Genomic DNA, 20,671 nt, shown 5'->3' with positions numbered 1-20,671 from the left:
TTTGGCAATTTATCCGACAATAGTGATTGGGTCGGATTACCCTGCCTGCGGGCCAGCACTATGGTGGTCTGTACATTGATGGATGGATTTGCCATCGCGGCAAAAGCACTCGATCTTTTCCTGATGCCTGATGACAATGGTTGGTTGCTCCGAAATCGGAAAACGGAACCAATCAAGGCTTTTGGCGGCCATGTTCTGAGAACGGTTTGTCAGATCTGAAAGGTATTCTCTCAACATCAGGATTTGCACGAAAAGGAAAACCAATGACCTGACTTGACCGGTGTCGGTTTCAGCAAATTGAAATGTGTTGGAACGCGTGTCGGCTCACGCCCCGAACCCGGAACTGCGAAACCAGGCGAGGGCACCCCCGCCTGGTATCTTTTTTGCCTCAGGCAACCAGATCGAACCGGTCGTTGTTCATGATCTTGGTCCAGGCCGCCACAAAGTCGCGCACAAATTTTTCGGCGTTGTCGTCCTGAGCATAAACTTCAGCGTAGCCGCGCAGGATCGAGTTCGAGCCGAAGACCAGATCAGCGCTGGTGGCAGTGAACTTGACCTCGCCCGATGCACGGTCACGCAGTTCATAGGTGCCGCCGTCGACAGGTTGCCAGCTGAGCGACATATCCGTCAGGTTGACGAAGAAGTCGGTGGTCAGCTGACCCACGCGGTCAGTGAAGACACCATGTGCCGATCCGCCGTGGTTGGCACCCAGCACACGCAGGCCACCGACCAGAACGGTCATCTCAGAGGCGGTCAGCCCCAGCAGTTGCGCGCGGTCCAGCATCATCGCTTCCGGCGATACGGCGTATTCCTTCAGCTGCCAGTTGCGGAACCCATCGGCCAGCGGCTCAAGGACCGAGAAGCTGTCGACGTCGGTCTGCTCGTCAGTCGCATCACCACGACCGGCCGAGAACGGAACCGCCACGTCATAACCTGCGGCTTTGATCGACTGCTCCAGTCCAACGTTACCCGCCAAAACAATCACGTCGGCAACAGAGGCACCGGTTTCTGCTGCAATCGGCTCCAGCACGCCCAGTACTTTTGCCAGACGCTCGGGTTCATTCCCCGCCCAGTCCTTCTGAGGTGCCAGACGGATGCGCCCGCCATTTGCGCCACCGCGTTTGTCCGAACCACGGAAAGTGCGGGCACTGTCCCAAGCGGTGTTGATCATCTCGACGGCGGTAAGGCCGCTCTCTGCGATCTTTGCTTTGACGACCTCGACATTATAGCCAGTTGAACCTGCCGGGATCGGATCCTGCCAGACCAACTCTTCCGCAGGAACATCTGGGCCATAGTAGTTGACGCGCGGACCCATGTCGCGGTGGGTTAGCTTGAACCATGCGCGGGCAAAGGTATCGGCGAAATAGTCTGGGTCAGCCATGAACTTCTGACAGATCGCGTTGTATGTCGGATCGATCTTCATTGCCATGTCCGCATCTGTCATGAGCGGCATACGACGGACCGAAGGATCAGTCGGATCGACCGGCTTTTCATCTTCCGGCATATCGACAGGTTGCCACTGATTGGCACCCGCGGGTGACTTGCCCAACTCCCATTCATAACCGAAGAGATAGTCGAAGAAGCCCATATCGAACTTGGTCGGGTGCTTCGTCCAAGCGCCTTCGATACCAGAAGTAAAGGCATTGGTCGCTTTGCCGTCTTGGTCGGGGTTGTCCCATCCCAGACCTTGACCGGTCACCGGGCAGGCTTCGGGCTCAGCGCCGATATGGTCGCCTGCCATCGCACCATGTGCTTTGCCGACCGTGTGACCACCGCAGGTCAGTGCCGCAGTCTCTTCGTCGTTCATCGCCATGCGGGCAAATGTTTCGCGTATATGCAGCGCGGTCCTTGCCGGATCTGGGTTGCCGTTCACACCTTCGGGGTTCACATAGATCAGACCCATATGCACCGCACCCAGCGGGTTTTCCAGCGTACCCGGAGTTTCCAGATCGCCATACCGGTTTTCGGACGGGGCCAGCCACTGGTTTTCCGAACCCCAGTAAACGTCTTTCTCCGGCCCCCAGATATCTTCGCGACCAAAGCCGAAGCCAAAGGTTTTCAGACCCATGGACTCATAGGCAACAGTCCCTGACAGAACGATCAGGTCGGCCCAGGACAGCGCGTTGCCATATTTCTTTTTCACCGGCCACAACAGACGGCGGGCTTTATCCAGGCTGGCATTGTCTGGCCAGGAGTTAAGCGGAGCAAACCGGATATTGCCCGAACCTGCGCCACCACGACCATCGCCCAAGCGGTAAGACCCGGCCGAGTGCCACGCCAGACGGATCATCAGGCCACCATAGTGACCCCAGTCAGCTGGCCACCAGTCCTGACTGTCGGTCAACAGTGCTTCGACATCGGCGCGGACGGCTTTGAAATCCAGCCCTTTGACCGCTTCACGATGGTTGTAATCCGCATCCATCGGGTTGGTGCGTGTGTCGTGCTGGCTCAGAATATCCAGGTTCAGCGCATCGGGCCACCATTTGGTGACAGAATTGCCCGTTCCTGTATTGCCACCATGCATGACAGGGCAGCCGCCGGATTGATGATTGTGGGGGTTACCGTCCATTGTAAATCTCCTGAGTATTTACCTAGGGGTTCAGATGCCTTGACTCGTACCCGACCCAATCGATAAATGGAAATTTGTAATTACTATCATTGCGATTAGTTTTTCATATGAAAGCACTGACCCTAAAACACTTGCGTTACTTCGAAGCCCTTGCCACACATGGTCACTTTGGTAAGGCTGCAGCGGCAAGCGCAATTTCGCAACCGGCACTTTCCATTCAAATCAAAGAGCTGGAAGCCATCATGGGCGGCCCACTGGTCGAACGCGCGGCACGTGAAACCCGCCTGACCGCCCTTGGCGAAGATGTGTTGAAACACAGCCGCGAAATCCTGACGCGGGTCGAGGATCTGGGAAATCTGGTGCAGTCCCCCTCCGGGCCCTTGTCAGGCCGCTTAAGGATCGGTGTGATTCCCACAGTAGCACCTTATCTACTGCCCTCGATTATCAAGGCGATGACCCAGCGGTTTCCGCAGCTGACAATAGAACCCAAAGAGACCATCACCGAATCCGTGATCCGAGAAATCCTTGAGGCACGGCTGGATGTCGGTGTCGTCGCTCTGCCCGTCTCGGAACCCAGTCTTCGGGAGTTTTCGCTGTTTAACGAAGACTTCTTGCTGGTACGACCAGCGCGGGATGCCGGCCTGCCGATGCCAAGTTCGTCGCAACTCAGAACAATGCGGTTGTTGTTGCTGGAAGAAGGCCACTGTTTCCGGGATCAGGCCCTGTCTTTCTGTTCGATCCGCAATATCGAACCGCAGCATATTATGGAGGGCAGCTCGCTCTCTACCCTCGTGCAGATGGTTGGGGCCGGGATTGGCGTCACACTGATCCCCGAGATGGCGGTCGGATTGGAAACCCGATCCGCCGACGTCACAATCGCCCGCTTTCAGGACACCCCGCCGACACGAACGATTGGCCTGATCTGGCGAAAGACCAACCCGCTGAGTGAAAACTTACTCAAGATCGGCGCGATCATCCGTAAAACCGCGGAAGAGAACAATCTGAACGCGGGGCACGGCGATCAGACGGCAGTCTATTGAACCGCGATCACACCCAATGCAGCTGGCGTTGCCGGATCATTACAATTCACTCTCACTCGGAAAACACGTCAAAAGCCTTAAGCGCTTTGGCGCTGTAGGCATAAGACGGGCCGCCGCCCATGTACGTCGCCATGGCCAGCGCCTCGCACATTTCTTCTCGTGTGGCGCCCAGCCGAACCAGAGAGCGCACGTGAAACCCGATGCAGCTGTCGCATTGGGTGGCAATGGCTATGCCCAGGGCCATAAATTCCTTGGTCTTTTCGCTCAACACACCATCCGTTTTAGCGGCCTTGCCCATGACGCCAAAACCGCGAACGGTTTCCGGTACTTCCTTCGAGAATGTTCCGATATTGGCCTCAGTCTCGGCCATGAAATCTTTCCAGTCCATTTGTCTGCTCCTTATCCGCGTTCGTCCGCGCCCATGCGTCGCTCAAGCCAGCGCACCCCAGCGCTGATGATCAAAACCAGGATCAGATATTCGAAAATCAGCAAGGTGTATATTTCCAGCGGGCGGTATTCCGTCACCACCAATTCGTTTGCACGGCGAGTCAGTTCCTGCATCCCGATGACGCTGGCAAAGGCGCTCATCTTGACGATGTAAATGAACTGGTTTGCCAAGGGCGGCAGAATACGCCGGATCGCCTGTGGCAGGATCACATAGCGCATGGTCTGCACATAGTTCAGCCCGATGGTCTGCGCCGCTTCGCGCTGACCGCGTGCGATGGATTGAATGCCTGCCCGGTATATCTCGGCGGTGAACGCACTGTCCGAAATCGCCAGCGTGATGATTGCGCCCCAGAATGGGTCAATCGGGACACTCATTCCCATAGACTGGAACACGATGGGCAAACCGTAAAAGACCCAGAACAGCATAGGTAGCAGTGGAATGGCCCGGACAAATTCCACATAAACCCGGTTGACCAGCCTCCAGCCGCGTTTCTCGGACAGCCCCGGCAATGCCACCATCAACCCCACGACAATCGACAGAACCGCCGCAATCAGCGAGATCTGAATCGTCGCCCACATGCCCGAGATCAGGAATTTCACATTGATCCAGCCCGATGCCGTGGTCGGATCGATCACATACCAGCCCCAAGTCTGGGAAGACGAACAACCCGCCAGCAAAAGTAGGGGCGATATCAGAAGAAGTTTTTTCATCGGCCCCTCTCAGTGCTGCAGAATCTGCGACAGGAATTTGCGACACCGCTCGGATTGCGGGTTGGTGAAGAAATGTTCGGGCTTGCCCTCTTCGACGATCTCACCGGCGTCCATGAAAATCATCTTATCAGCTATCTTTCGGGCAAAACCCATCTCATGCGTGACGACCACCATGGTCATGCCCTCATTGGCCAGCGCGACCATCACGTCCAACACTTCCGAGATCATCTCGGGGTCCAGTGCCGAGGTCGGCTCGTCGAACAACAGAACACGCGGCTCCATGCACAGGGATCGCGCAATGGCAACGCGTTGTTGTTGGCCGCCAGACAGCTGAACGGGCTTTTTGTCTGCCTGATCGGGAATATGCACGCGTTCCAGAAAATGACGTGCTTTTTCCTCGGCCTCTTTACGGCTCAGACCCCGCGCCTTGATCGGGCCCAACGTCAGATTTTCCAGCACGGTCAAATGCGGGAACAGGTTGAATTGTTGAAACACCATTCCAACTTCGGACCGTATGGTCGCGGCAGATTTTGCGACATTCGTCAGCTCGACCCCGTCTACGCGGATGGTGCCTTTCTGGTGTTTTTCCAACTGGTTGATACACCGAACAACAGTGGACTTACCTGACCCCGAAGGGCCACAGATCACCACCTTTTCGCCGCTGTTGACCGTCAGGTTTATATCCTTGAGTACGTGAAACGTGTCGAACCACTTGTTCACACCCACAAGTTCGATTGCGGCGTCTGGCATAAGCTGGTCTGTCCCTGTTTTGGTCAAGTTGTAATATTTTCTTGAGGTTATCTTTCTCTTTCGGGTTAAATCAATGATGAACACGGCGACAAGACAGAAACACCACCAACAGGAGAAACCAATGAACACTTTTATGAAAGCAGCGGCTGCAGCTGCGCTTGGGCTGGTACTGTCGGGGGCCGCACATGCGCAATCCGCGCTCAACGAGATTCTGGATTCCGGCGTGCTCAAGGTGGGCACCACCGGTGACTGGAACCCCATGTCGCTGCGCGACCCCGCCACCAACAGCTATAAAGGCTATGACATCGACATCATGAACGAACTGGCCACCGATTTGGGGGTTGAGGTCGAATATGTACCCACCGACTGGAAAACGCTGGTCAATGGCGTGGTGGCTGGAAAGTACCACCTGACCGGTTCGGCCTCGATCTCTCCGCCGCGCATGAAGGTTGCCGGTTTCTCAGACAGCTACATCGCGGTGGAACTGTTCCCCTATACGACCAAAGACAAGGCGGACAAATTCGACGGCTACGACTCCATCAACCAACCGGGCGTCACAGTTGCCACCACGTTGGGCACTACGTTTGAAAAGCGCGTACGTGAATGGTTTCCAAATGCCGAGATCAAAGTGGTCGAAGCCCCGGCCCGCGGTTTTCAAGAGGTGATCGCCGGGCGCGCGGATGTGTTCATCACGTCGAATATCGAAGGATCGACCCTAGAGGTGAAATTCCCAGTGGTCCGTGTCAAGAATGCCGGTCCTCGGTCGCCGTCGCCTATTGCAATGATCCTGCCGCAGGGCGATCAGGTCTGGATCAATTACGTGAACAACTGGATTGAAGTGAAAGAAGCGCAGGGTTTCTTTGAAGCGAACCGCGAGAAATGGGGTCTCTGACAGGTTTCAGACACCACTTGCAATTCAACGCTCGGTCCAAAAGACCGGGCGTTTTCAATTGGCGCGTGACCTGCAGTTTACTCACTGCGCCAGGTGTTTCGTGCTCAGTAGGGCGGTGGGTTCAGACCCGCTTGGAACCACTTGATGAATGAAACGATCGAGAACACCGGCAACCCGGTCGCCTGTTGAATATCGGACGCATAGGGACACATATTCGTGCATTCCAGCACGATCGCACCCAAGTCAGGGTTGTCCGCAACCAACGCCAACGCAGCCTGAACATTGTCTTCGCGCGCTTTCCCCACATCCAAGCTTAGCTCGTTTCCAAGGATCACGCGAGTGAACTCCTGCCCGCCTTCGGTTGTTCCAATAGGTGTATCCAACGGCACGTTAGCAGCCAGCAGATGGTCTTTGGTCAGGGTAGAGGCGGAAATGGTCAAAACCCCGGCGCGCTTTCCCGCAGGCAGAATGCGGTTCACCATCTCGACCTGCATCAAGGACGACGTGGCCACCGGAACCAGGACGGCTTCGGCCAGTTCTTTCTGGAACAAGGACAGAAAGCCGCAATTGGTGGTTATTCCGTCCACACCATCCCGCACCAGATCCCGCGCCGCATCAATAAAGGCATCAAGCATCCCCTCGGCCCGGTGCCGAACCACCCGATCCGGCGAAGCATCACGGACAATGCGATAGAGAACCGGAAATGGCCAGGTCAGCGCATTGCCCATATCGCCGGGGATTCTCGGGAACTGGGCATCCAGCATCAAAATACCGACGGATGCGCCATAGATGGATTTTCCGCCCTGCGTGATCATGCCTTGACCTCCTCGATTATTCGCGCCGAGACGTCTCCGGACCCTTCCATATAGATGTTGGTGATCCCATGACGCACGGCGTCCTGCACCTGATCCATGCGCTTGGCGATATGAACACCCAGAACTCGCGCGGCCTCATCCGCGTTCCGTTCGATCAACGCCTGCATAACGCGCTTATGTTCATCCTTTGAACGGTGCACCCGGTCCATACTCATTGAAATCCAACGGATATAGCGGATCCGCTCGTTGATCCGCGTCAGGGTCTGCAAGAGCTCCATGTTGCCCGACAGATTTGCAATCCCAAGGTGAAACGCCTCGTCCCGGCTGACGGCTTCCTCGACGGTCAGGCCGCTGATGTCGATGCCCGTTGAATAAAGCTCATCCTTCAGCATCTGCAGGTCTTCATCCGAAGCTTTGGCGCAGGCCGCACGAGCGGCAGCAATTTCGATAATCTGGCGCAGTTCGAACAGGTCAAACACGCTTTGTGCATCCAACGGACGGCAAAAAAACCCCTGTCCCGGGCGGAAATCAAACAGCCGTTCGGCGACGAGGCGGTTCAACGCCTCGCGCAATGGGGTCCGGCTGACGCCCAGATCCTTGGACAGGGCAACTTCGTTCAGACGATCCCCGGGCCGCAGCCGGAACGAGACCGCCATCGCCTTAACCTGATCATAAATGTCATCGACGCGTGGACCCGCCATAAACCCTGCCTTTCCTCTTACGAGTCACAGGTGCCACACGCAGAACTTGAAATCAATATACAAAACTGTATACAGAGCTGCGTACAGATTGGAATCAAGGGACTCGCGGATCATGACAGGGACGAATTATCTGACCGGAGCAGAGGCAATGGTGCGTATGCTCGAAGCACATGGCGTGAAACACATGTTCGGTCTGTGCGGCGACACAACATTGCCGTTCTATGACGCTCTGGCGCGCATGGATCACGGTATTCAGCACTTTCTGACCCGGGACGAACGGCACGCAGCCTATATGGCGGATGGCTATGCGCGCGTGACTGGAAAGCCTGGTGTCTGCGAAGGCCCCTCGGGCGGTGGCGCGACTTACATCCTGCCTGGCGTTGTTGAAGCCAACGAAAGCTCGGTTCCGATACTGGCGATTACCTCGGACGTCGCGACAACCAGCCGGGGCAAATACCCTTTGACCGAGTTGGATCAGCCCGCCCTGTTCAAACCTTTGGCCAAGTGGAACGCCTCTCTGGACGACGCCGCGCGGCTTCCGGCCATGGTGCGGGCCGCCTTCCGGGCAATGACAACGGGCACGCCGGGGGCCACGCATCTGGCTTTGCCCTTCGATACGCAGAAAGCACCGGTAGACGAGGCTGAAATCTGGGCGGATGAAAGGCATCGCAGTTATCCTGCCGAGCGCGCTGCCCCAGACATGGATGCGATCGAAGCGGCGGCGGACATTCTGGCAAGGGCCAAATCCGCTGTTGCGGTCTGCGGTGGCGGGCCGGTCCTGTCCGGAGCCTTTGACGCCTTAAGGCAGGTCGCCGGTCTGTTGGATATGCCCATTGCCACAACCGTATCCGGCCAGGGCTCTGTCGCTGAAATCGACCCGCTGTCTTTGGGCGTTGTCGGGTCGAACGGCGGCGTCCCCGCGACACGCGCCGTTGTCGATCAGGCGGATGTTGTCCTGTTCATTGGATGCCGCGCCGGTTCGGTCACAACCGAACGGTGGAGAAGCCCCGGGCGCGATGCAACGATCATTCACATCGACAGCGATCCAATGGTTATTGGTGCAAACTACCAGACCGAAGTGGCAATCTGTGCAGACGCCCGCCTGGCGCTGGAAGCTCTGGCCCGTGCACTGGAGGGTCGGCCGGACCTGAACCTTCAAGGTGGGGTGGAAAAGGCCCGCGCCGCGTGGGATGCCAAACTGGCGGCCTTTGCGCCCTTGGCCGCAAGCCGCGAAATGCCGATCCGGCCCGAAACTGTCATGGCTGCGTTAATGGATATTCTGGATGACGACGCGATAGTTGTTGCTGATCCCGGCACCCCCTGCCCCTATTTCAGTGCGCACTACCGTTGGCAGAAACCGGGGCGGCATTTCATCACCAACCGGGCTCATGGCGCTCTGGGCTATTCTTTGGGCGCAGCGATGGGTGCGCATGTCGGGCGCCCGTCGGTCAAGACCCTCGCTGTCATGGGTGACGGTTCGTTTGGTTTCACCTGCGGTGAGTTCGAAACGATGGTGCGGCACAAGATGCCGATCACCTCGATCGTCTTTTCGAACTCGGTCTTCGGCTGGATCAAGGCGGGTCAGGATGCGGGCTTTGCCCAAAGATTCTACAACGTTGACTTCAACCGCACAGACCATGCCGCCGTAGCGTCTGCCTTTGGTGTGAAATCATGGACGGTCAAAGACCCCGAAGACCTGCCAAAAGTCTTGAAGCAGGCCATCGAACATGACGGTCCCACCTTGGTCGACATCCATTCGCAACAGCTTCACGACGCGGCCGCGCCCGTTTCCGAGTGGGTTGCGTAAGAGGCTATTGACGGGGTCAGTTGGTCCAGAAACTCCTGAGCGATCCTGGACAGGGGGCGACTTTTGGCCGTGATGATTGCAAGCTCCAGCATGACCGCTGGTTTGAAAGGGCGGGTCTGATATCCGCTCTCTTCATCGAAGGTAACGGTAAAGGGGTCGATCATGGCGACCCCCATGCCTTGCTTCACGAAGCTAAGCAGGTTTTCAGACAAGTGCGTGTGAATCTGCGTACGCCATACGCGCCCGGCACGCTGGAAAATGTCTCGGGTTTTTCGGTGCGTCTGATGCTCCGGCCCCATGACGATAAAAGGCTCGTTTTCCATAGTTTCCGGCGTCAGAACGTCATACGTTGCCAACGGGCTGTTTTCAGGGAAGGTCGCCAGCGTTTCGAACTGAAACACCTGGTAGTTCAGCGTGTCGTGCAGGATCGGCATCTCAACAATGCCGATCTCAAATAGGCCAGACGTCACCCATTCCTGAATCTTTGACGAATATTGCGACTGAAAGCTGACGGACAGGTTCGGACGGCTTTTGGCAAACCGCGCGATCTCTCGCGGCATGAAACCAAAAGACAACAGGTGCGGGGCAGCAACCTGTAACTGACCGGGATGCTTGTTCTGCAGATCCGTCACCGCTTGGGCAACGTGATCCAACCCACGCACTACGGTGTCGACCTCATGGTACAACAGTTCGGCTTCCGGGGTGGGCAGCAAACGGCCTTTGTTGCGCTCAAACAGAGGCAATCGCGCCTCTCGTTCCAACTGTGCCAACAGGTTGCTGATGCCGGGTTGCGAGATACCAAGAACCGACGCCGCCCCCGTCACGGTTCCGGTTTCCATGATGGCGTGAAAGGCTTGAAGCTGGCGAAAACGCAATGACATCGGCAATGTATCATTTTTTCTGATGAACTGTCGAAGATATAGTATTTGAAATGATATGCTGGTCAAGGCAGGCTTCCGCTTATCTACAGGGGACTGAATGAGCGATCTGTCACAGAAAATCACGGGCTATGACCTATGGCACCTAAAGCTGCCGGTAACCTCCCGGCGGGATCACGGTATTGGATCTGTGGAGGGCGTTTGTGAGGTTGTCATCTTGCGGCTGACATCCGAGGACGGCACGCAAGGATTTGGCGAAGCGTCACCGTGGTCGGTGTTCACCGGCACTCCAGAGGCGACCTTTGCCGCATTGGATCGATATTTGCGCCCACTTGTTTTGGATGCGCGTGTCGGTGACAGGTCCGCGATCATGGCGCGCGCGGCTTATGCCGTGGCGCATTGCACAGAAGCCAAAGCGGCGCTGGAATCCGCGCTTTTGGATCTTGCGGGCCGGATCAGCAAGGTTCCAGTCTGGTCTTTGTTGGGCGGCAAGTTCCGGGATGCGATCCCGCTCAGTTGCTCCATCGCCAATCCGGACTTCGCGCAGGATATCGACCTGTTGGCAAGGTTGCACGACGATGGTGCCCGGATCGTGAAACTCAAAACCGGGTTCAAGGATCACGCCTTTGACATCATGCGGCTGGAATACCTCGCACAGAACTGCCCCGAGTTTTCGGTGCGTGTGGATTATAATCAGGGACTTAACATCGAAGATGCCCCGGCACAGGTCCGAGACGTCGCCCGGTTCGATCCCGATTTCATCGAGCAGCCCGTGCGCGCCCACCACTACGGCATGATGTCCAAGCTGAGGCAAATGACAGATGTTCCGCTATTGGCAGACGAGAGCGTGTTTGGCCCTGAAGACATGGAGCGCGCGGCACGCGAGGGGATTTGCGACGGTGTTTCCGTCAAGATCATGAAGTCCGGCAGCCTGACGCGCGGTCAGACCGTAGCGCGCATTGCGGCTGCACACGGTCTGACCGCCTATGGCGGCGATATGTTCGAGGCTGGGCTTGCCCATTTGGCGGGCACGCACATGATTGCCGCGACACCGGAAATCACTCTGGGCTGCGAGTTCTATCAGGCGTCGTATTTCCTGAAAGAAGACATTTTGGAAGAACCGTTCCAGGTCAGCAAGGGACAGGTCTGCGTTCCCGACGGCCCCGGGCTTGGCGGCAAGCCCGACTTGAGCAAACTGGACCACTACGCAGTGTCCAAGGCGGTGGCCGCGTGAGCGAGAAGAAGACCATAGCCATCATCGGGGCCGGAATTGTCGGTGTATCCGCTGCAGTCTGGCTACAGCGCGATGGCCATGACGTGATTCTGATCGACAAAGCCGGGCCGGGCGAAGGAACTTCGCACGGCAATGGCGGAGTTTTGGCGTCCTGCTCTATCATCCCCGTGACGGTTCCGGGGTTGCTCGGCAAAGCACCCAAGATGCTTTTAAGCCCTTCTCAGCCACTGTTCCTGAAGTGGGGATACCTGCCAAAGCTGCTGCCGTGGCTCAGACAATACTTGAGCCACGCAAATGCCGCAGATGTTGAGCGGATCGCTGCGGCCCTGACGCCCATCGTGGGCGACAGCCTAAACGACCACAAGGCTTTGACTGCAGGAACCGGCGCCGAGAAATGGATTGTCCCCAGCGACTATCTGTTCCTTTATGAAAACCGCGCCCATTTCGAAAGCGATGCCTTTGGTTGGAGCATTCGACGCAAGCAAGGTTTTGCGTGGGAAGAATTGGAAGGCAAGGCGTTCCACGATTACGACCCCGTATTCAGCTCGGATATCGGATTTGCGGCCAAGCTATCGGACCATGGCCATATCACCGATCCGGGGCGGTATGTGAAAGATCTAGCTGCGCATGTTGAAGATCAGGGAGGTCGGATCATCCGTGCCAATGTCGAGGATGTTACGCGCGAAAACGGCAGCGTCACAGGCGTGCGCGCGGGCGGTGAGACCATTGCGTGCGACACAGCCATTGTAACGGCTGGCGTTTGGTCGGGACCATTGGCAAAACGATTGGGGGTTTCTGTTCCTCTTGAAAGCGAACGTGGGTATCATCTTGAATTGGTGGAACCTTCCGCAATGCCACGCAGCCCGGTCATGGTCGCCTCAGGTAAGTTTGTTGCCACACCCATGGATGGGCGCATACGCTTGGCGGGAATTGTAGAGTTCGGAGGGTTGGATGCACCACCCTCACGCGCTCCGTTTGAATTGATGCGCAAAAATGCCCGGGCGGCTTTTCCGGGCATAACATGGAAGGAGGAAGTGGAATGGATGGGGCACAGGCCCGCCCCGGCTGACTCGATCCCGATCATTGGCGACGTGCCCGGTATCCAAGGTGCTTACATGGGCTTCGGACACCATCACATTGGCCTGACAGGCGGGCCAAAAACCGGACGTCTTCTGGCGCAGATGATCGCAGGCAGAACCCCGAACACGGATGTGAGCGTTTACGCGCCGTCGCGCTACACGACATAAGAACAAGCTGATGAAAAACATCGGTATTTTAAAACTCAATAGGGAGAAAACGATGAAAAAACTGACAAATCTTCTGGCAGCGACAGCTTTGACCACAGCTGCAGCAGCACCGGCCATGGCCGAAAAATGGGACATGCCAATGGCCTATTCGGCGTCGAACTTCCATTCGGCAACAGGCGCTGAGTTCGCAAAATGCGTGACCACCGGTACAGGTGGCGAGATAGAAATCGTTACGCACCCTTCCGGCTCGTTGTTCAAAGGTGCTGATATCAAACGCGCGATCCAGACCGGGCAGGCCCCGATTGGTGAGCGCCTGTTATCCGGTCACCAGAACGAAAATGCACTGTTCGGGTTTGACTCCATCCCGTTCCTGGCAACGTCGTTCGACGACAGCGCCAAACTTTGGGAAGCTGCCAAGCCATCTATCGAAAAAGTGCTGGCCGAACAGAACCTGACGTTGCTGTATGCGGTGCCGTGGCCGCCTCAGGGCCTGTATTTCAAGGACGAAGTGACTTCTGTCGCCGATATGAAGGGCATCAAGTTCCGCTCGTATAACAACGCCACATCGCGGTTGGCTGAATTGACCGGGATGCTGCCCGTGACCATCGAGGCTGCGGAAATCAGTCAGGCTTTTGCCACCGGTGTTGCAGATTCGATGATTTCTTCGGGTTCGACCGGCTACGACCGCAAGGTCTGGGAAAGCCTGAAGTACTTCTACGAGGTCGATGCCTGGCTTCCGCGCAACTACGTGATGGTGAACTCGGACGTCTGGTCGGGCGCTTCAGACGCCAACAAAAACGTCATAAAGGGGTGTGCCGAGTTAGCCGAGTATGCGGGGAACTGGCGCGCCAAGGAATATACTGGCTTCACTCTGCAGGGTTTGCGGGATGGCGGTATGACAGTTGGCCCGGCATCTGACCAAATGGTGCAGGAATTGAAAGAGATCGGCGTGACCATGACCAATGAATGGCTGGAAGCAGCCGGTGACGAAGGCAAGGCCATCGTCGAAACGTTCAACGCGTCTCAGTAACCTTTCGAATTGGGCGGCGGTTCATCCTGCCGCCTTTTTCGCATCCAATCAAAACACAGCGGGGACAGCATGGCGGTATTGCGAGGGCTTCGGTCCGTACTGGACTTTATCTATCAGGCGGCGGGGGTACTTGCGGCTCTCAGCCTCATTGCGATCCTGCTGTTGATCGTCGTGCAGATGCTGGCCCGCTGGACCGGTGAGGTGTTCCCCGGAGCGCCCGACTATGCAGGTTATGCCATGGCCGCCGCGTCCTTTCTGGCCTTTGCCAATGCGCTGAACCGAGGCAGCCACATTCGCGTTTCAATCCTTCTGAACGCGGTGCCCGACAGTGTCCGTCGCATATTGGAAGTCTGGTGTTTTGCAATCGCCACAGCCGTCATGTGGTATTTTTGCTGGTACGCTTACCGCTTTGTCTATTGGAGCTGGAAGTTCAACGACATCAGCCAGGGACAGGACAAAACTGCCCTTTGGATCCCGCAATCTGCAATGTTGATCGGTGCTATCATCCTTGCCATCGCCCTGACCGACCACCTGATCCACGTGCTGTTCAAGGGCGACCACCGCATCACCCGCGATCTGGCCGACCAGAGCCACGGAGAGTAAGCGCATGGAAAACCTCTCTGTTATCATCCTCTTTCTGTTTGTTCTCTTCACCTTGCTGGGCACCGGCGTCTGGGTTGGTTTGGCCCTGATGGGTGTTGCCTGGGTCGGGATGGAGCTGTTCACTACCCGCCCCGTCGGGGATGTTATGATCACCACCATCTGGTCGGCATCGTCGTCATGGACCCTGACCGCACTGCCCATGTTCATCTGGATGGGCGAAATCCTGTACCGAACGCGATTATCCGAAGACATGTTCAAGGGCTTATCCCCATGGATGGCCCCTTTGCCTGGCGGGCTGGTACACACCAATATCGTTGGATGTACGGTATTCGCGGCCGTCTCGGGCTCCTCAGCGGCCACGCTGACAACGGTTGGAAAGATGTCTATCCCTGAGCTGCGTAAGCGCAATTACCCCGAGCGGATGATCATCGGGACATTGACCGGGGCCGCCACACTTGGGCTGATGATCCCGCCCTCACTGACCCTGATCGTATACGGCGTGACGATCAATGAATCCATAACCAAGCTGTTCTTCGCCGGAATTCTGCCGGGTCTGGTACTGGCGTCGATGTTCATGGGTTACGTAGCTATCTATTCCAAGCTCGGCAAGGATTGGAGCCCCGATACCGAAACCAAACTGAGCTTTTCCGAGAAAATCAAAAACTCGCGTTTTCTGCTGCCTGTAATACTGCTGATCATGGTGGTCATTGGGTCAATGTATCTGGGGTATGCCACCGCGACCGAGGCCGCAGCATTTGGGGTCATCGGCGGGCTGCTATTGGCGGCGGGTCAGGGATCGCTAACCTGGAAAACGTTTACCGAAAGCCTGATGGGAGCCACGCGCACCAGCGCGATGATTGCCCTCATTCTGGCGGGCGCAGCCTTCCTGTCGCTGTCCATGGGCTTTACCGGCCTGCCGCGTGGGCTGGCCGATCTGATTGCCGGATGGGAGCTAACCCGGTTTGAACTGCTCATGGTGCTGCTGGTCTTCTACATCATTCTGGGCTGTTTTCTGGACGGCATTTCTTCGGTCGTGCTGACCATGGCCGTGGTCGAACCCATGATCCGCGACGCCGGGATCGACCTGATCTGGTTCGGTATCTTCATCGTTGTCGTTGTTGAGATGGCACAGATCACGCCCCCGATCGGGTTCAATCTGTTCGTCATGCAAGGCATGACCAACCACGAGATGAGCTACATCGCACGGGCGGCCATTCCGATGTTCCTGATTATGGTGCTGATGGTCTTTATCCTGATCTGGTTCCCCGATCTCGCGACTTGGTTGCCCGAGAACCTGCGACAAACCTCTGGAGGGTAGATAAGCTTTGAACCCGCTTCATCTGGCGGCGCGTCAAGGTCCGTATGTACTGATCAGTGGTCTGGTCGCAGGTCTACTACTGCCGGCCTTGGCTGAACCGATGCGGGGCCTGCTTCCGCCCCTGGTTGTACTGTTGCTCTTCGTCACCGTGCTGAGGATGGGCCCAGAAGCGATCTTTGGATCGCTGAGTGACCTGCCCAAAGTGGTAGTCACGATCGTTGGGTTTCAGCTCGTGATTCCGATGATCCTGTTGGGAATAGGATATGTCGGAGGGTGGATCGGAACGCCAGTCCTTCTGTCCTTGCTGATCATGGCCGCGGCCCCTTCCATAGCAGGCAGTCCGAATATGTGCATGATGATGGGGCACGCACCAGAGCACGCTATGCGGCTAATGGTGGTTGGCACAGCCCTGTTGCCCCTGACGGCACTGCCCGTTTTCCTGCTCATGCCCGAGTTGGGTGACATTCAATCTGTTTTGTGGGTGGGTTTGCGTTTGTCGCTGACAATCTTGTGCGCAACCGGAGCAGCCATTTTCATAAGGCGCAAAGTGCTGCGAAATCCTTCGCAATCCATGCTTTTGAACTTGGAAGGATTGGGCGCAATCACTCTGGCCGTTTTTGTTATCGGATTGATGCCTGCGGTCAGTGCCATGGCCTTGAAAAACCCTGCCACTGCACTGTTTTGGATCGTACTCGCGTGCCTGGCCAATTTTGGCAGTCAGATCATAGTGTTTTTTCTGACGTCCGGCAGGCTACCGCAGCCGAAGGCCACAGCCATGTCGCTTATCGCAGGCAACCGGAACATCGCCCTTTTCTTTGTAGCGTTGCCAATTGACGTGACCGCACCCGTCATGGCCTTTATCGGGGCCTATCAGATTCCAATGTACCTGACTCCAATGGTCATGCGGCGTTTTTACAGAAAGAAAGATCCCGCGTCCGACTGGTGAAAAAGCGTCGAAGTTAGCACCAAACCGGGTAATCATTTGTGTTAACACTTATGCCGCCAGCTTCGGATTGCATCCGGTTTTTGAAAGTTTCGCAAACAAGGGCTACGCCCCGCACCGAAAATCGGTACAGGGCGGGTTTCTTGCAATGATCAGTCGCAGGCCGCGGTAACGATCATCTCGACCTTCAGAATATCGCGGGCCAGCTTCGCCTCGCCACAGGCGCGGGCAGGCGCGTGGCCTTCGGGCACCCAAGCGTCCCAGACGGCGTTCATTTCAGCAAAATCCGCCATGTCTGACAGCCAGATCACACATTGCAAGATACGCGTCTTGTCACTGCCAGCTTTCTCCAGCAGGTCCTCGACTTTGGCAAGGATGTCGCGGGTCTGATCAGCCACCGTGGCGGCATCCGAAACCTGACCGCACAGATAGGCGGTTCCGTTATGCTTGACGATGCGGCTCATGCGCTGGCCGGTTTCGATGCGGGTAATGGTCACGGCTGGTAACTCCTGTCGCGGGTGGGTTGTTCCAAACGGGCGATAGAGCGAAACAACCCGAACTGCCAGCCCCGATATTCAGGAATTCAACACTTCCCGGACGGTGTTGTCAGTCTCGCCGGATCGGCAGTGCGCATATACTGAGTAATCAACTCTTTTGCGGCGTTTTGAACAGGTCTTTGCGCAGAGTCATCAAAGCGCCGGGGTCGATCTTTGCCTGAATAACAGTGGTTTCATTCGACGCGATGGCTTGCTCCAGCGCTGGCCCCATATCACCCGGGCCATCGACCCAGATACCTTTGCCACCGCACAGCTCTGCGAATTTGTCAAAGCGGGGCGAGCGGATTTCGGCACCCAGCAACCGACCACCGTAAAACTCCTGCTGATAGGCTTTCTCGGCCCCCCATGCTTCATTATCCAAAACAACAATCGTGATCGGAAGGTTGTTCTGAATAGCCGTCTGAATTTCGATCATCGTATAGCCGACGGCACCGTCTCCCATGAGGGCTATGACGGGGCGATCCGGTGCTGCCGCCTTGGCCCCGATTGCGGCGGCAAGGCCAAAGCCGACAAGGCCGAAGTCCAAAGGCGTGATCAAAGACATCGGCGCATAATGTGCCAGCCGGTCGGCGGCCTGCAGACACGTGTTGCCGGTGTCCAGTGTTACAATGGCATCTTCCGGCAGCGTGTCGCGGATTTCGGCCAGCGCTCGGCGTGGGTGCATGGGCAAGCTCTCAAGCGCTGCCTCAGCGGCGCGCTCGGCTGCGAGGTCGTCCATATCGGCACGAAAGGCCGCGCGCCAAGGATCACAGTTTGGCCGAGGCGCAATATCGACCAGGGCCTCGGCGGTCAGACGAGCGTCACCTTGCGCTGCGATTTCGGCCGGGAAGTACCGGCCAACCGCTGCGCCTTCGATATCGACATGGGCGATCCGGGTGTCGACTCCGACATAATCGTTGGAATGAAAGGTCGAGTTGAACCCAAGCCTGGCCCCCAGAACCACCATGACATCTGCATCGCGAGTCAGCCTACTGGCGACCACGTTACCACGTGGGCCAGCCTGCCCCGCAAACCACGGGTGCCCGTGGGGCATGACGTCGGCATGACCGGTGGAGGCGACGACCGGTACTTCAAGTTTTTCTGCCAGCGCCATAAGGGCATCATGCCCTGCCCCCCATTTGAATCCCCCACCGGCAAAAATCACCGGCCTTTCGGCCTCTGACAACAGCTTTGCAATGGCGGCTATGTCCGAGGGCGCGGCAGGGCCCGCGCGCGCAATATTCACCGGAGCAGGCTCAAAGGCCGGTATGCCTGCGGCGAACAAGTCACGCGGGACATGCAGCACCACTGGGCCACGCCGGCCTGTATTTGCCAACCGGATGGCGTCTTCAAGCATCGGTGCAAGCCTCGCAGGGTCTGTCACCATGACCGAGCGTTTGGAAATGGGCGCAAACAGCGCGACTTGATCGATTTCCTGAAACGTGTCCTTGCATTGATCGGCGCGAGTGATCGCTCCGGCAATCACAACAAGCGGTGAATAGGCCAGTTGCGCCTCGGCCACTGCAGTCACAATGTTGACCACGCCGGGCCCGGCCTGTGCGCCCAGAACCACACCAGGTTTACCCGTCATCCGCGCCCAGGCATCGGCCATATGACCCGCAGCCCGTTCGTCGCGTGCGCCCACATAGGCGATCTGACCGCCCTGATACATAGCGTCGTAAAGTTCGAGCATCGAACCGCCCAACAATCCAAAAACGGTATCGATGCCGTTGGCTTTCAGAACGCGATAGACGGCTTCTCCGCCATTTATGGTGGTCATGTTTAGTCTCCGGAAATTTGGCGTTCGATCTGGCGGGCAAAGCGCAGCAGCCGTTCGTCCGATCCTTTCGGGCCGGTGATGTGAAGACCCACAGGCATACCGTCCGAAGACTGGCCCATGGGGATAGAAACCGATGGAAGCTCCATCGTGGGTGTCAGAGTGACTGTGCGCCAGTCCTCGGTGATTTCGCTGTCGCGCAGGTCAGCGCTGAACGGCATGCCAGTGGCGGTGGGCCAAAGGGCAAAATCATAGCGGGTGAAAAACGTGACAACCGAGTCCCAGACTTGACGGCGCGTCGTTTGATAGGCGATCAGATCAGACAGGCTTTGCCCTTCACCCTGTGCACAAGCCGTGCGGTAGCTCTCGCCTGCCAATGACATGTCTGGATTCAGAGCAGCGCGCATTTGCAAGGCGCATTGGCCCCGAATGATGTTGTCATGTGCAAGCAGCGGGGTAAGGTCCGGGGCCATGTCTTCATCGACGTGCCAACCCAGATCGCGGCACAGATCAGCAACTGGGGCCAAAGCCGCCTTTACCGAAGGATCAACACTGGCCCCAAAAGGCGCTAGGCTCAACGCCGCGCGTCCGACCGTCAGCGGGATGTCCAACGCGGCGGGGTCCGGGTAGCTGCCGGCAAAACCAAGGGGCTGATTGGGCGTCGACCCCTGCATCACGCTGAGCATCAAAGCGAGGTCTGAGACAGTGCGCGCCATCGGGCATGGAACGGACAACCCGTCGAAAGGGGCCGGGTTCGGATCCATAGGCACCAAACCCGATGTGGGGCGCATACCGACCACACCACACCACGCGGCCGGTGTACGGGCACTGCCCCCAAGATCCGAGCCATCAGCAAGCGCGACCATGTTGGCGGCCAGCGCGGCCGCAGCGCCACCAGAGCTACCCGCGACCGTCCTTTCAGGGTTTAGCGGGTTGCGCGTCGTGCCTGCTAAAAAGTTTGTGGTTTGACCGGAGAAAGTGAACTCGGGCGTGTTTGTTTTGCCAACAATAATGGCGCCAGCCGCACGCAGACGCTCCACGTGGAGCGCGTCTTTTGTGGGGACATGTTCGGAAAAGCTTTTTGACCCGTGCGTGGTTCGCAGACCGGCGGTCTCAAAGCAATCCTTGATCGCGATGGGCAGCCCATGCAACGGCCCGGCGAACTGCCCGCGCACGGCCAGCTTGTCCAATTCATCGGCCCGAGCACTTGCGGCGTCCCAGTCCAACGTGACAAAAGCGTTCACCCCGGCTGTGTCGTTTTCGATACGGGTACGGTACGCGTCAAGAACTTCAACACTACTCAGGGTTTGTGCGCGCAGATCGGTCGCAAGTTCGGTCGCCGATTTCTCAATGATATTGGTTCGTTGCAGCAA

19 protein-coding genes are annotated in these 20,671 nt (G+C 57.2%); 9 read left to right on the top strand and 10 right to left on the bottom strand.

The genetic code is table 11. The annotated features are described in order from the left end of the window. Positions 1 to 388: 388 nt before the first annotated feature. Complete coding sequence (gene katG, locus AC2FJZ_RS11105) at positions 389 to 2,569, bottom strand: catalase/peroxidase HPI (protein ID WP_496777608.1); 2,181 nt, start codon at positions 2,567 to 2,569, stop codon at positions 389 to 391. A 107-nt stretch (positions 2,570 to 2,676) separates the two neighbouring features. Here katG and AC2FJZ_RS11100 point away from each other — a divergent pair, with 107 nt between their 5' ends. After that, the gene (locus AC2FJZ_RS11100) at positions 2,677 to 3,609 is read left to right on the top strand and encodes a hydrogen peroxide-inducible genes activator (protein ID WP_496777607.1); all 933 of its coding nucleotides are present in this window, start codon (positions 2,677 to 2,679) and stop codon (positions 3,607 to 3,609) included. A 52-nt stretch (positions 3,610 to 3,661) separates the two neighbouring features. Here AC2FJZ_RS11100 and AC2FJZ_RS11095 read toward each other — a convergent pair whose 3' ends face one another. From AC2FJZ_RS11095 to AC2FJZ_RS11085, 3 genes are read right to left on the bottom strand one after another with little or no spacing between them, the layout of a single operon-like run. After that, on the bottom strand, positions 3,662 to 3,997 hold the full coding sequence (locus tag AC2FJZ_RS11095; protein ID WP_496673825.1) for a carboxymuconolactone decarboxylase family protein: 336 nt from the start codon (positions 3,995 to 3,997) through the stop codon (positions 3,662 to 3,664). Positions 3,998 to 4,008: 11 nt separating this feature from the next. Beyond that, positions 4,009 to 4,767: an amino acid ABC transporter permease gene (locus tag AC2FJZ_RS11090; protein WP_496673822.1), complete on the bottom strand. Its 759-nt coding sequence runs from the start codon at positions 4,765 to 4,767 to the stop codon at positions 4,009 to 4,011. A 9-nt stretch (positions 4,768 to 4,776) separates the two neighbouring features. Next, positions 4,777 to 5,517 (bottom strand): amino acid ABC transporter ATP-binding protein, encoded by a 741-nt coding sequence (locus AC2FJZ_RS11085; RefSeq protein WP_496777605.1) that lies wholly within the window; start codon positions 5,515 to 5,517, stop codon positions 4,777 to 4,779. A gap of 121 nt (positions 5,518 to 5,638) precedes the next feature. Between AC2FJZ_RS11085 and AC2FJZ_RS11080 the strand changes: the two genes are divergently transcribed. Then, a complete protein-coding gene (locus AC2FJZ_RS11080; protein ID WP_496777603.1) occupies positions 5,639 to 6,409 on the top strand; it encodes a transporter substrate-binding domain-containing protein in 771 nt (256 codons plus the stop codon). A gap of 104 nt (positions 6,410 to 6,513) precedes the next feature. On the opposite strand, the gene AC2FJZ_RS11075 is transcribed toward AC2FJZ_RS11080, so the two are convergent. Continuing rightward, entirely contained in the window at positions 6,514 to 7,224 is a 711-nt protein-coding gene (locus AC2FJZ_RS11075) for an aspartate/glutamate racemase family protein (RefSeq protein ID WP_496777601.1), read from the bottom strand. After that, positions 7,221 to 7,925, bottom strand: a complete 705-nt coding sequence (locus AC2FJZ_RS11070; protein WP_496777599.1) for a GntR family transcriptional regulator — start codon at positions 7,923 to 7,925, stop codon at positions 7,221 to 7,223. The genes AC2FJZ_RS11075 and AC2FJZ_RS11070 overlap by 4 nt, the downstream gene beginning before the upstream one ends. Before the next feature lie 112 nt (positions 7,926 to 8,037). Here AC2FJZ_RS11070 and AC2FJZ_RS11065 point away from each other — a divergent pair, with 112 nt between their 5' ends. Next, positions 8,038 to 9,732, top strand: a complete 1,695-nt coding sequence (locus tag AC2FJZ_RS11065) for a thiamine pyrophosphate-binding protein (protein WP_496777597.1) — start codon at positions 8,038 to 8,040, stop codon at positions 9,730 to 9,732. Here the strand turns inward: AC2FJZ_RS11065 and AC2FJZ_RS11060 are convergent. After that, positions 9,693 to 10,613: a LysR family transcriptional regulator gene (locus AC2FJZ_RS11060; RefSeq protein WP_496777595.1), complete on the bottom strand. Its 921-nt coding sequence runs from the start codon at positions 10,611 to 10,613 to the stop codon at positions 9,693 to 9,695. The genes AC2FJZ_RS11065 and AC2FJZ_RS11060 overlap by 40 nt on opposite strands. Positions 10,614 to 10,710: 97 nt before the next feature. On the opposite strand from AC2FJZ_RS11060, the gene AC2FJZ_RS11055 reads away from it, so the two are divergent. From AC2FJZ_RS11055 to AC2FJZ_RS11030, 6 genes are all read left to right on the top strand, one after another. Then, positions 10,711 to 11,844 carry an enolase C-terminal domain-like protein gene (locus AC2FJZ_RS11055; RefSeq protein WP_496777593.1) on the top strand — a complete coding sequence of 378 codons (1,134 nt, stop codon included), beginning with the start codon at positions 10,711 to 10,713 and terminating at the stop codon, positions 11,842 to 11,844. Continuing rightward, entirely contained in the window at positions 11,841 to 13,091 is a 1,251-nt protein-coding gene (locus tag AC2FJZ_RS11050; protein WP_496777591.1) for an NAD(P)/FAD-dependent oxidoreductase, read from the top strand. Before AC2FJZ_RS11055 ends, AC2FJZ_RS11050 begins: the two co-directional genes overlap by 4 nt. A gap of 52 nt (positions 13,092 to 13,143) precedes the next feature. Continuing rightward, the gene (locus AC2FJZ_RS11045) at positions 13,144 to 14,121 is read left to right on the top strand and encodes a TRAP transporter substrate-binding protein (protein ID WP_496671655.1); all 978 of its coding nucleotides are present in this window, start codon (positions 13,144 to 13,146) and stop codon (positions 14,119 to 14,121) included. 69 nt (positions 14,122 to 14,190) lie between these two features. Further along, positions 14,191 to 14,724 carry a TRAP transporter small permease gene (locus AC2FJZ_RS11040; RefSeq protein ID WP_050604293.1) on the top strand — a complete coding sequence of 178 codons (534 nt, stop codon included), beginning with the start codon at positions 14,191 to 14,193 and terminating at the stop codon, positions 14,722 to 14,724. 4 nt (positions 14,725 to 14,728) lie between these two features. After that, the gene (locus tag AC2FJZ_RS11035; RefSeq protein WP_050604294.1) at positions 14,729 to 16,042 is read left to right on the top strand and encodes a TRAP transporter large permease; all 1,314 of its coding nucleotides are present in this window, start codon (positions 14,729 to 14,731) and stop codon (positions 16,040 to 16,042) included. Positions 16,043 to 16,049: 7 nt separating this feature from the next. Next, positions 16,050 to 16,988, top strand: coding sequence for a hypothetical protein (locus AC2FJZ_RS11030; RefSeq protein WP_496777589.1), 939 nt, complete (start codon positions 16,050 to 16,052; stop codon positions 16,986 to 16,988). Between the two features lie 149 nt (positions 16,989 to 17,137). On the opposite strand, the gene AC2FJZ_RS11025 is transcribed toward AC2FJZ_RS11030, so the two are convergent. From AC2FJZ_RS11025 to AC2FJZ_RS11015, 3 genes are all read right to left on the bottom strand, one after another. After that, a complete protein-coding gene (locus tag AC2FJZ_RS11025; RefSeq protein ID WP_496671643.1) occupies positions 17,138 to 17,482 on the bottom strand; it encodes a RidA family protein in 345 nt (114 codons plus the stop codon). 148 nt (positions 17,483 to 17,630) lie between these two features. Next, positions 17,631 to 19,301: a thiamine pyrophosphate-binding protein gene (locus AC2FJZ_RS11020; RefSeq protein ID WP_496777587.1), complete on the bottom strand. Its 1,671-nt coding sequence runs from the start codon at positions 19,299 to 19,301 to the stop codon at positions 17,631 to 17,633. A gap of 2 nt (positions 19,302 to 19,303) precedes the next feature. After that, positions 19,304 to 20,671: an amidase gene (locus AC2FJZ_RS11015; protein ID WP_496777585.1), complete on the bottom strand. Its 1,368-nt coding sequence runs from the start codon at positions 20,669 to 20,671 to the stop codon at positions 19,304 to 19,306.

The organism is Ruegeria sp. CDSA079 (assembly GCF_059612245.1).
The sequence above is the reverse complement of the archived record's forward strand: the minus strand, read 5'-3'. Positions and strand labels throughout refer to the sequence as shown.

Coding starts and splice junctions, on each gene's coding strand:
- katG (WP_496777608.1), bottom strand. CDS start 2,569: ATGGACGGTAACCCCCACAATCATCAATCCGGCGGCTGCCCTGTCATG.
- AC2FJZ_RS11100 (WP_496777607.1), top strand. CDS start 2,677: ATGAAAGCACTGACCCTAAAACACTTGCGTTACTTCGAAGCCCTTGCC.
- AC2FJZ_RS11095 (WP_496673825.1), bottom strand. CDS start 3,997: ATGGACTGGAAAGATTTCATGGCCGAGACTGAGGCCAATATCGGAACA.
- AC2FJZ_RS11090 (WP_496673822.1), bottom strand. CDS start 4,767: ATGAAAAAACTTCTTCTGATATCGCCCCTACTTTTGCTGGCGGGTTGT.
- AC2FJZ_RS11085 (WP_496777605.1), bottom strand. CDS start 5,517: ATGCCAGACGCCGCAATCGAACTTGTGGGTGTGAACAAGTGGTTCGAC.
- AC2FJZ_RS11080 (WP_496777603.1), top strand. CDS start 5,639: ATGAACACTTTTATGAAAGCAGCGGCTGCAGCTGCGCTTGGGCTGGTA.
- AC2FJZ_RS11075 (WP_496777601.1), bottom strand. CDS start 7,224: ATGATCACGCAGGGCGGAAAATCCATCTATGGCGCATCCGTCGGTATT.
- AC2FJZ_RS11070 (WP_496777599.1), bottom strand. CDS start 7,925: ATGGCGGGTCCACGCGTCGATGACATTTATGATCAGGTTAAGGCGATG.
- AC2FJZ_RS11065 (WP_496777597.1), top strand. CDS start 8,038: ATGACAGGGACGAATTATCTGACCGGAGCAGAGGCAATGGTGCGTATG.
- AC2FJZ_RS11060 (WP_496777595.1), bottom strand. CDS start 10,613: ATGTCATTGCGTTTTCGCCAGCTTCAAGCCTTTCACGCCATCATGGAA.
- AC2FJZ_RS11055 (WP_496777593.1), top strand. CDS start 10,711: ATGAGCGATCTGTCACAGAAAATCACGGGCTATGACCTATGGCACCTA.
- AC2FJZ_RS11045 (WP_496671655.1), top strand. CDS start 13,144: ATGAAAAAACTGACAAATCTTCTGGCAGCGACAGCTTTGACCACAGCT.
- AC2FJZ_RS11040 (WP_050604293.1), top strand. CDS start 14,191: ATGGCGGTATTGCGAGGGCTTCGGTCCGTACTGGACTTTATCTATCAG.
- AC2FJZ_RS11035 (WP_050604294.1), top strand. CDS start 14,729: ATGGAAAACCTCTCTGTTATCATCCTCTTTCTGTTTGTTCTCTTCACC.
- AC2FJZ_RS11020 (WP_496777587.1), bottom strand. CDS start 19,301: ATGACCACCATAAATGGCGGAGAAGCCGTCTATCGCGTTCTGAAAGCC.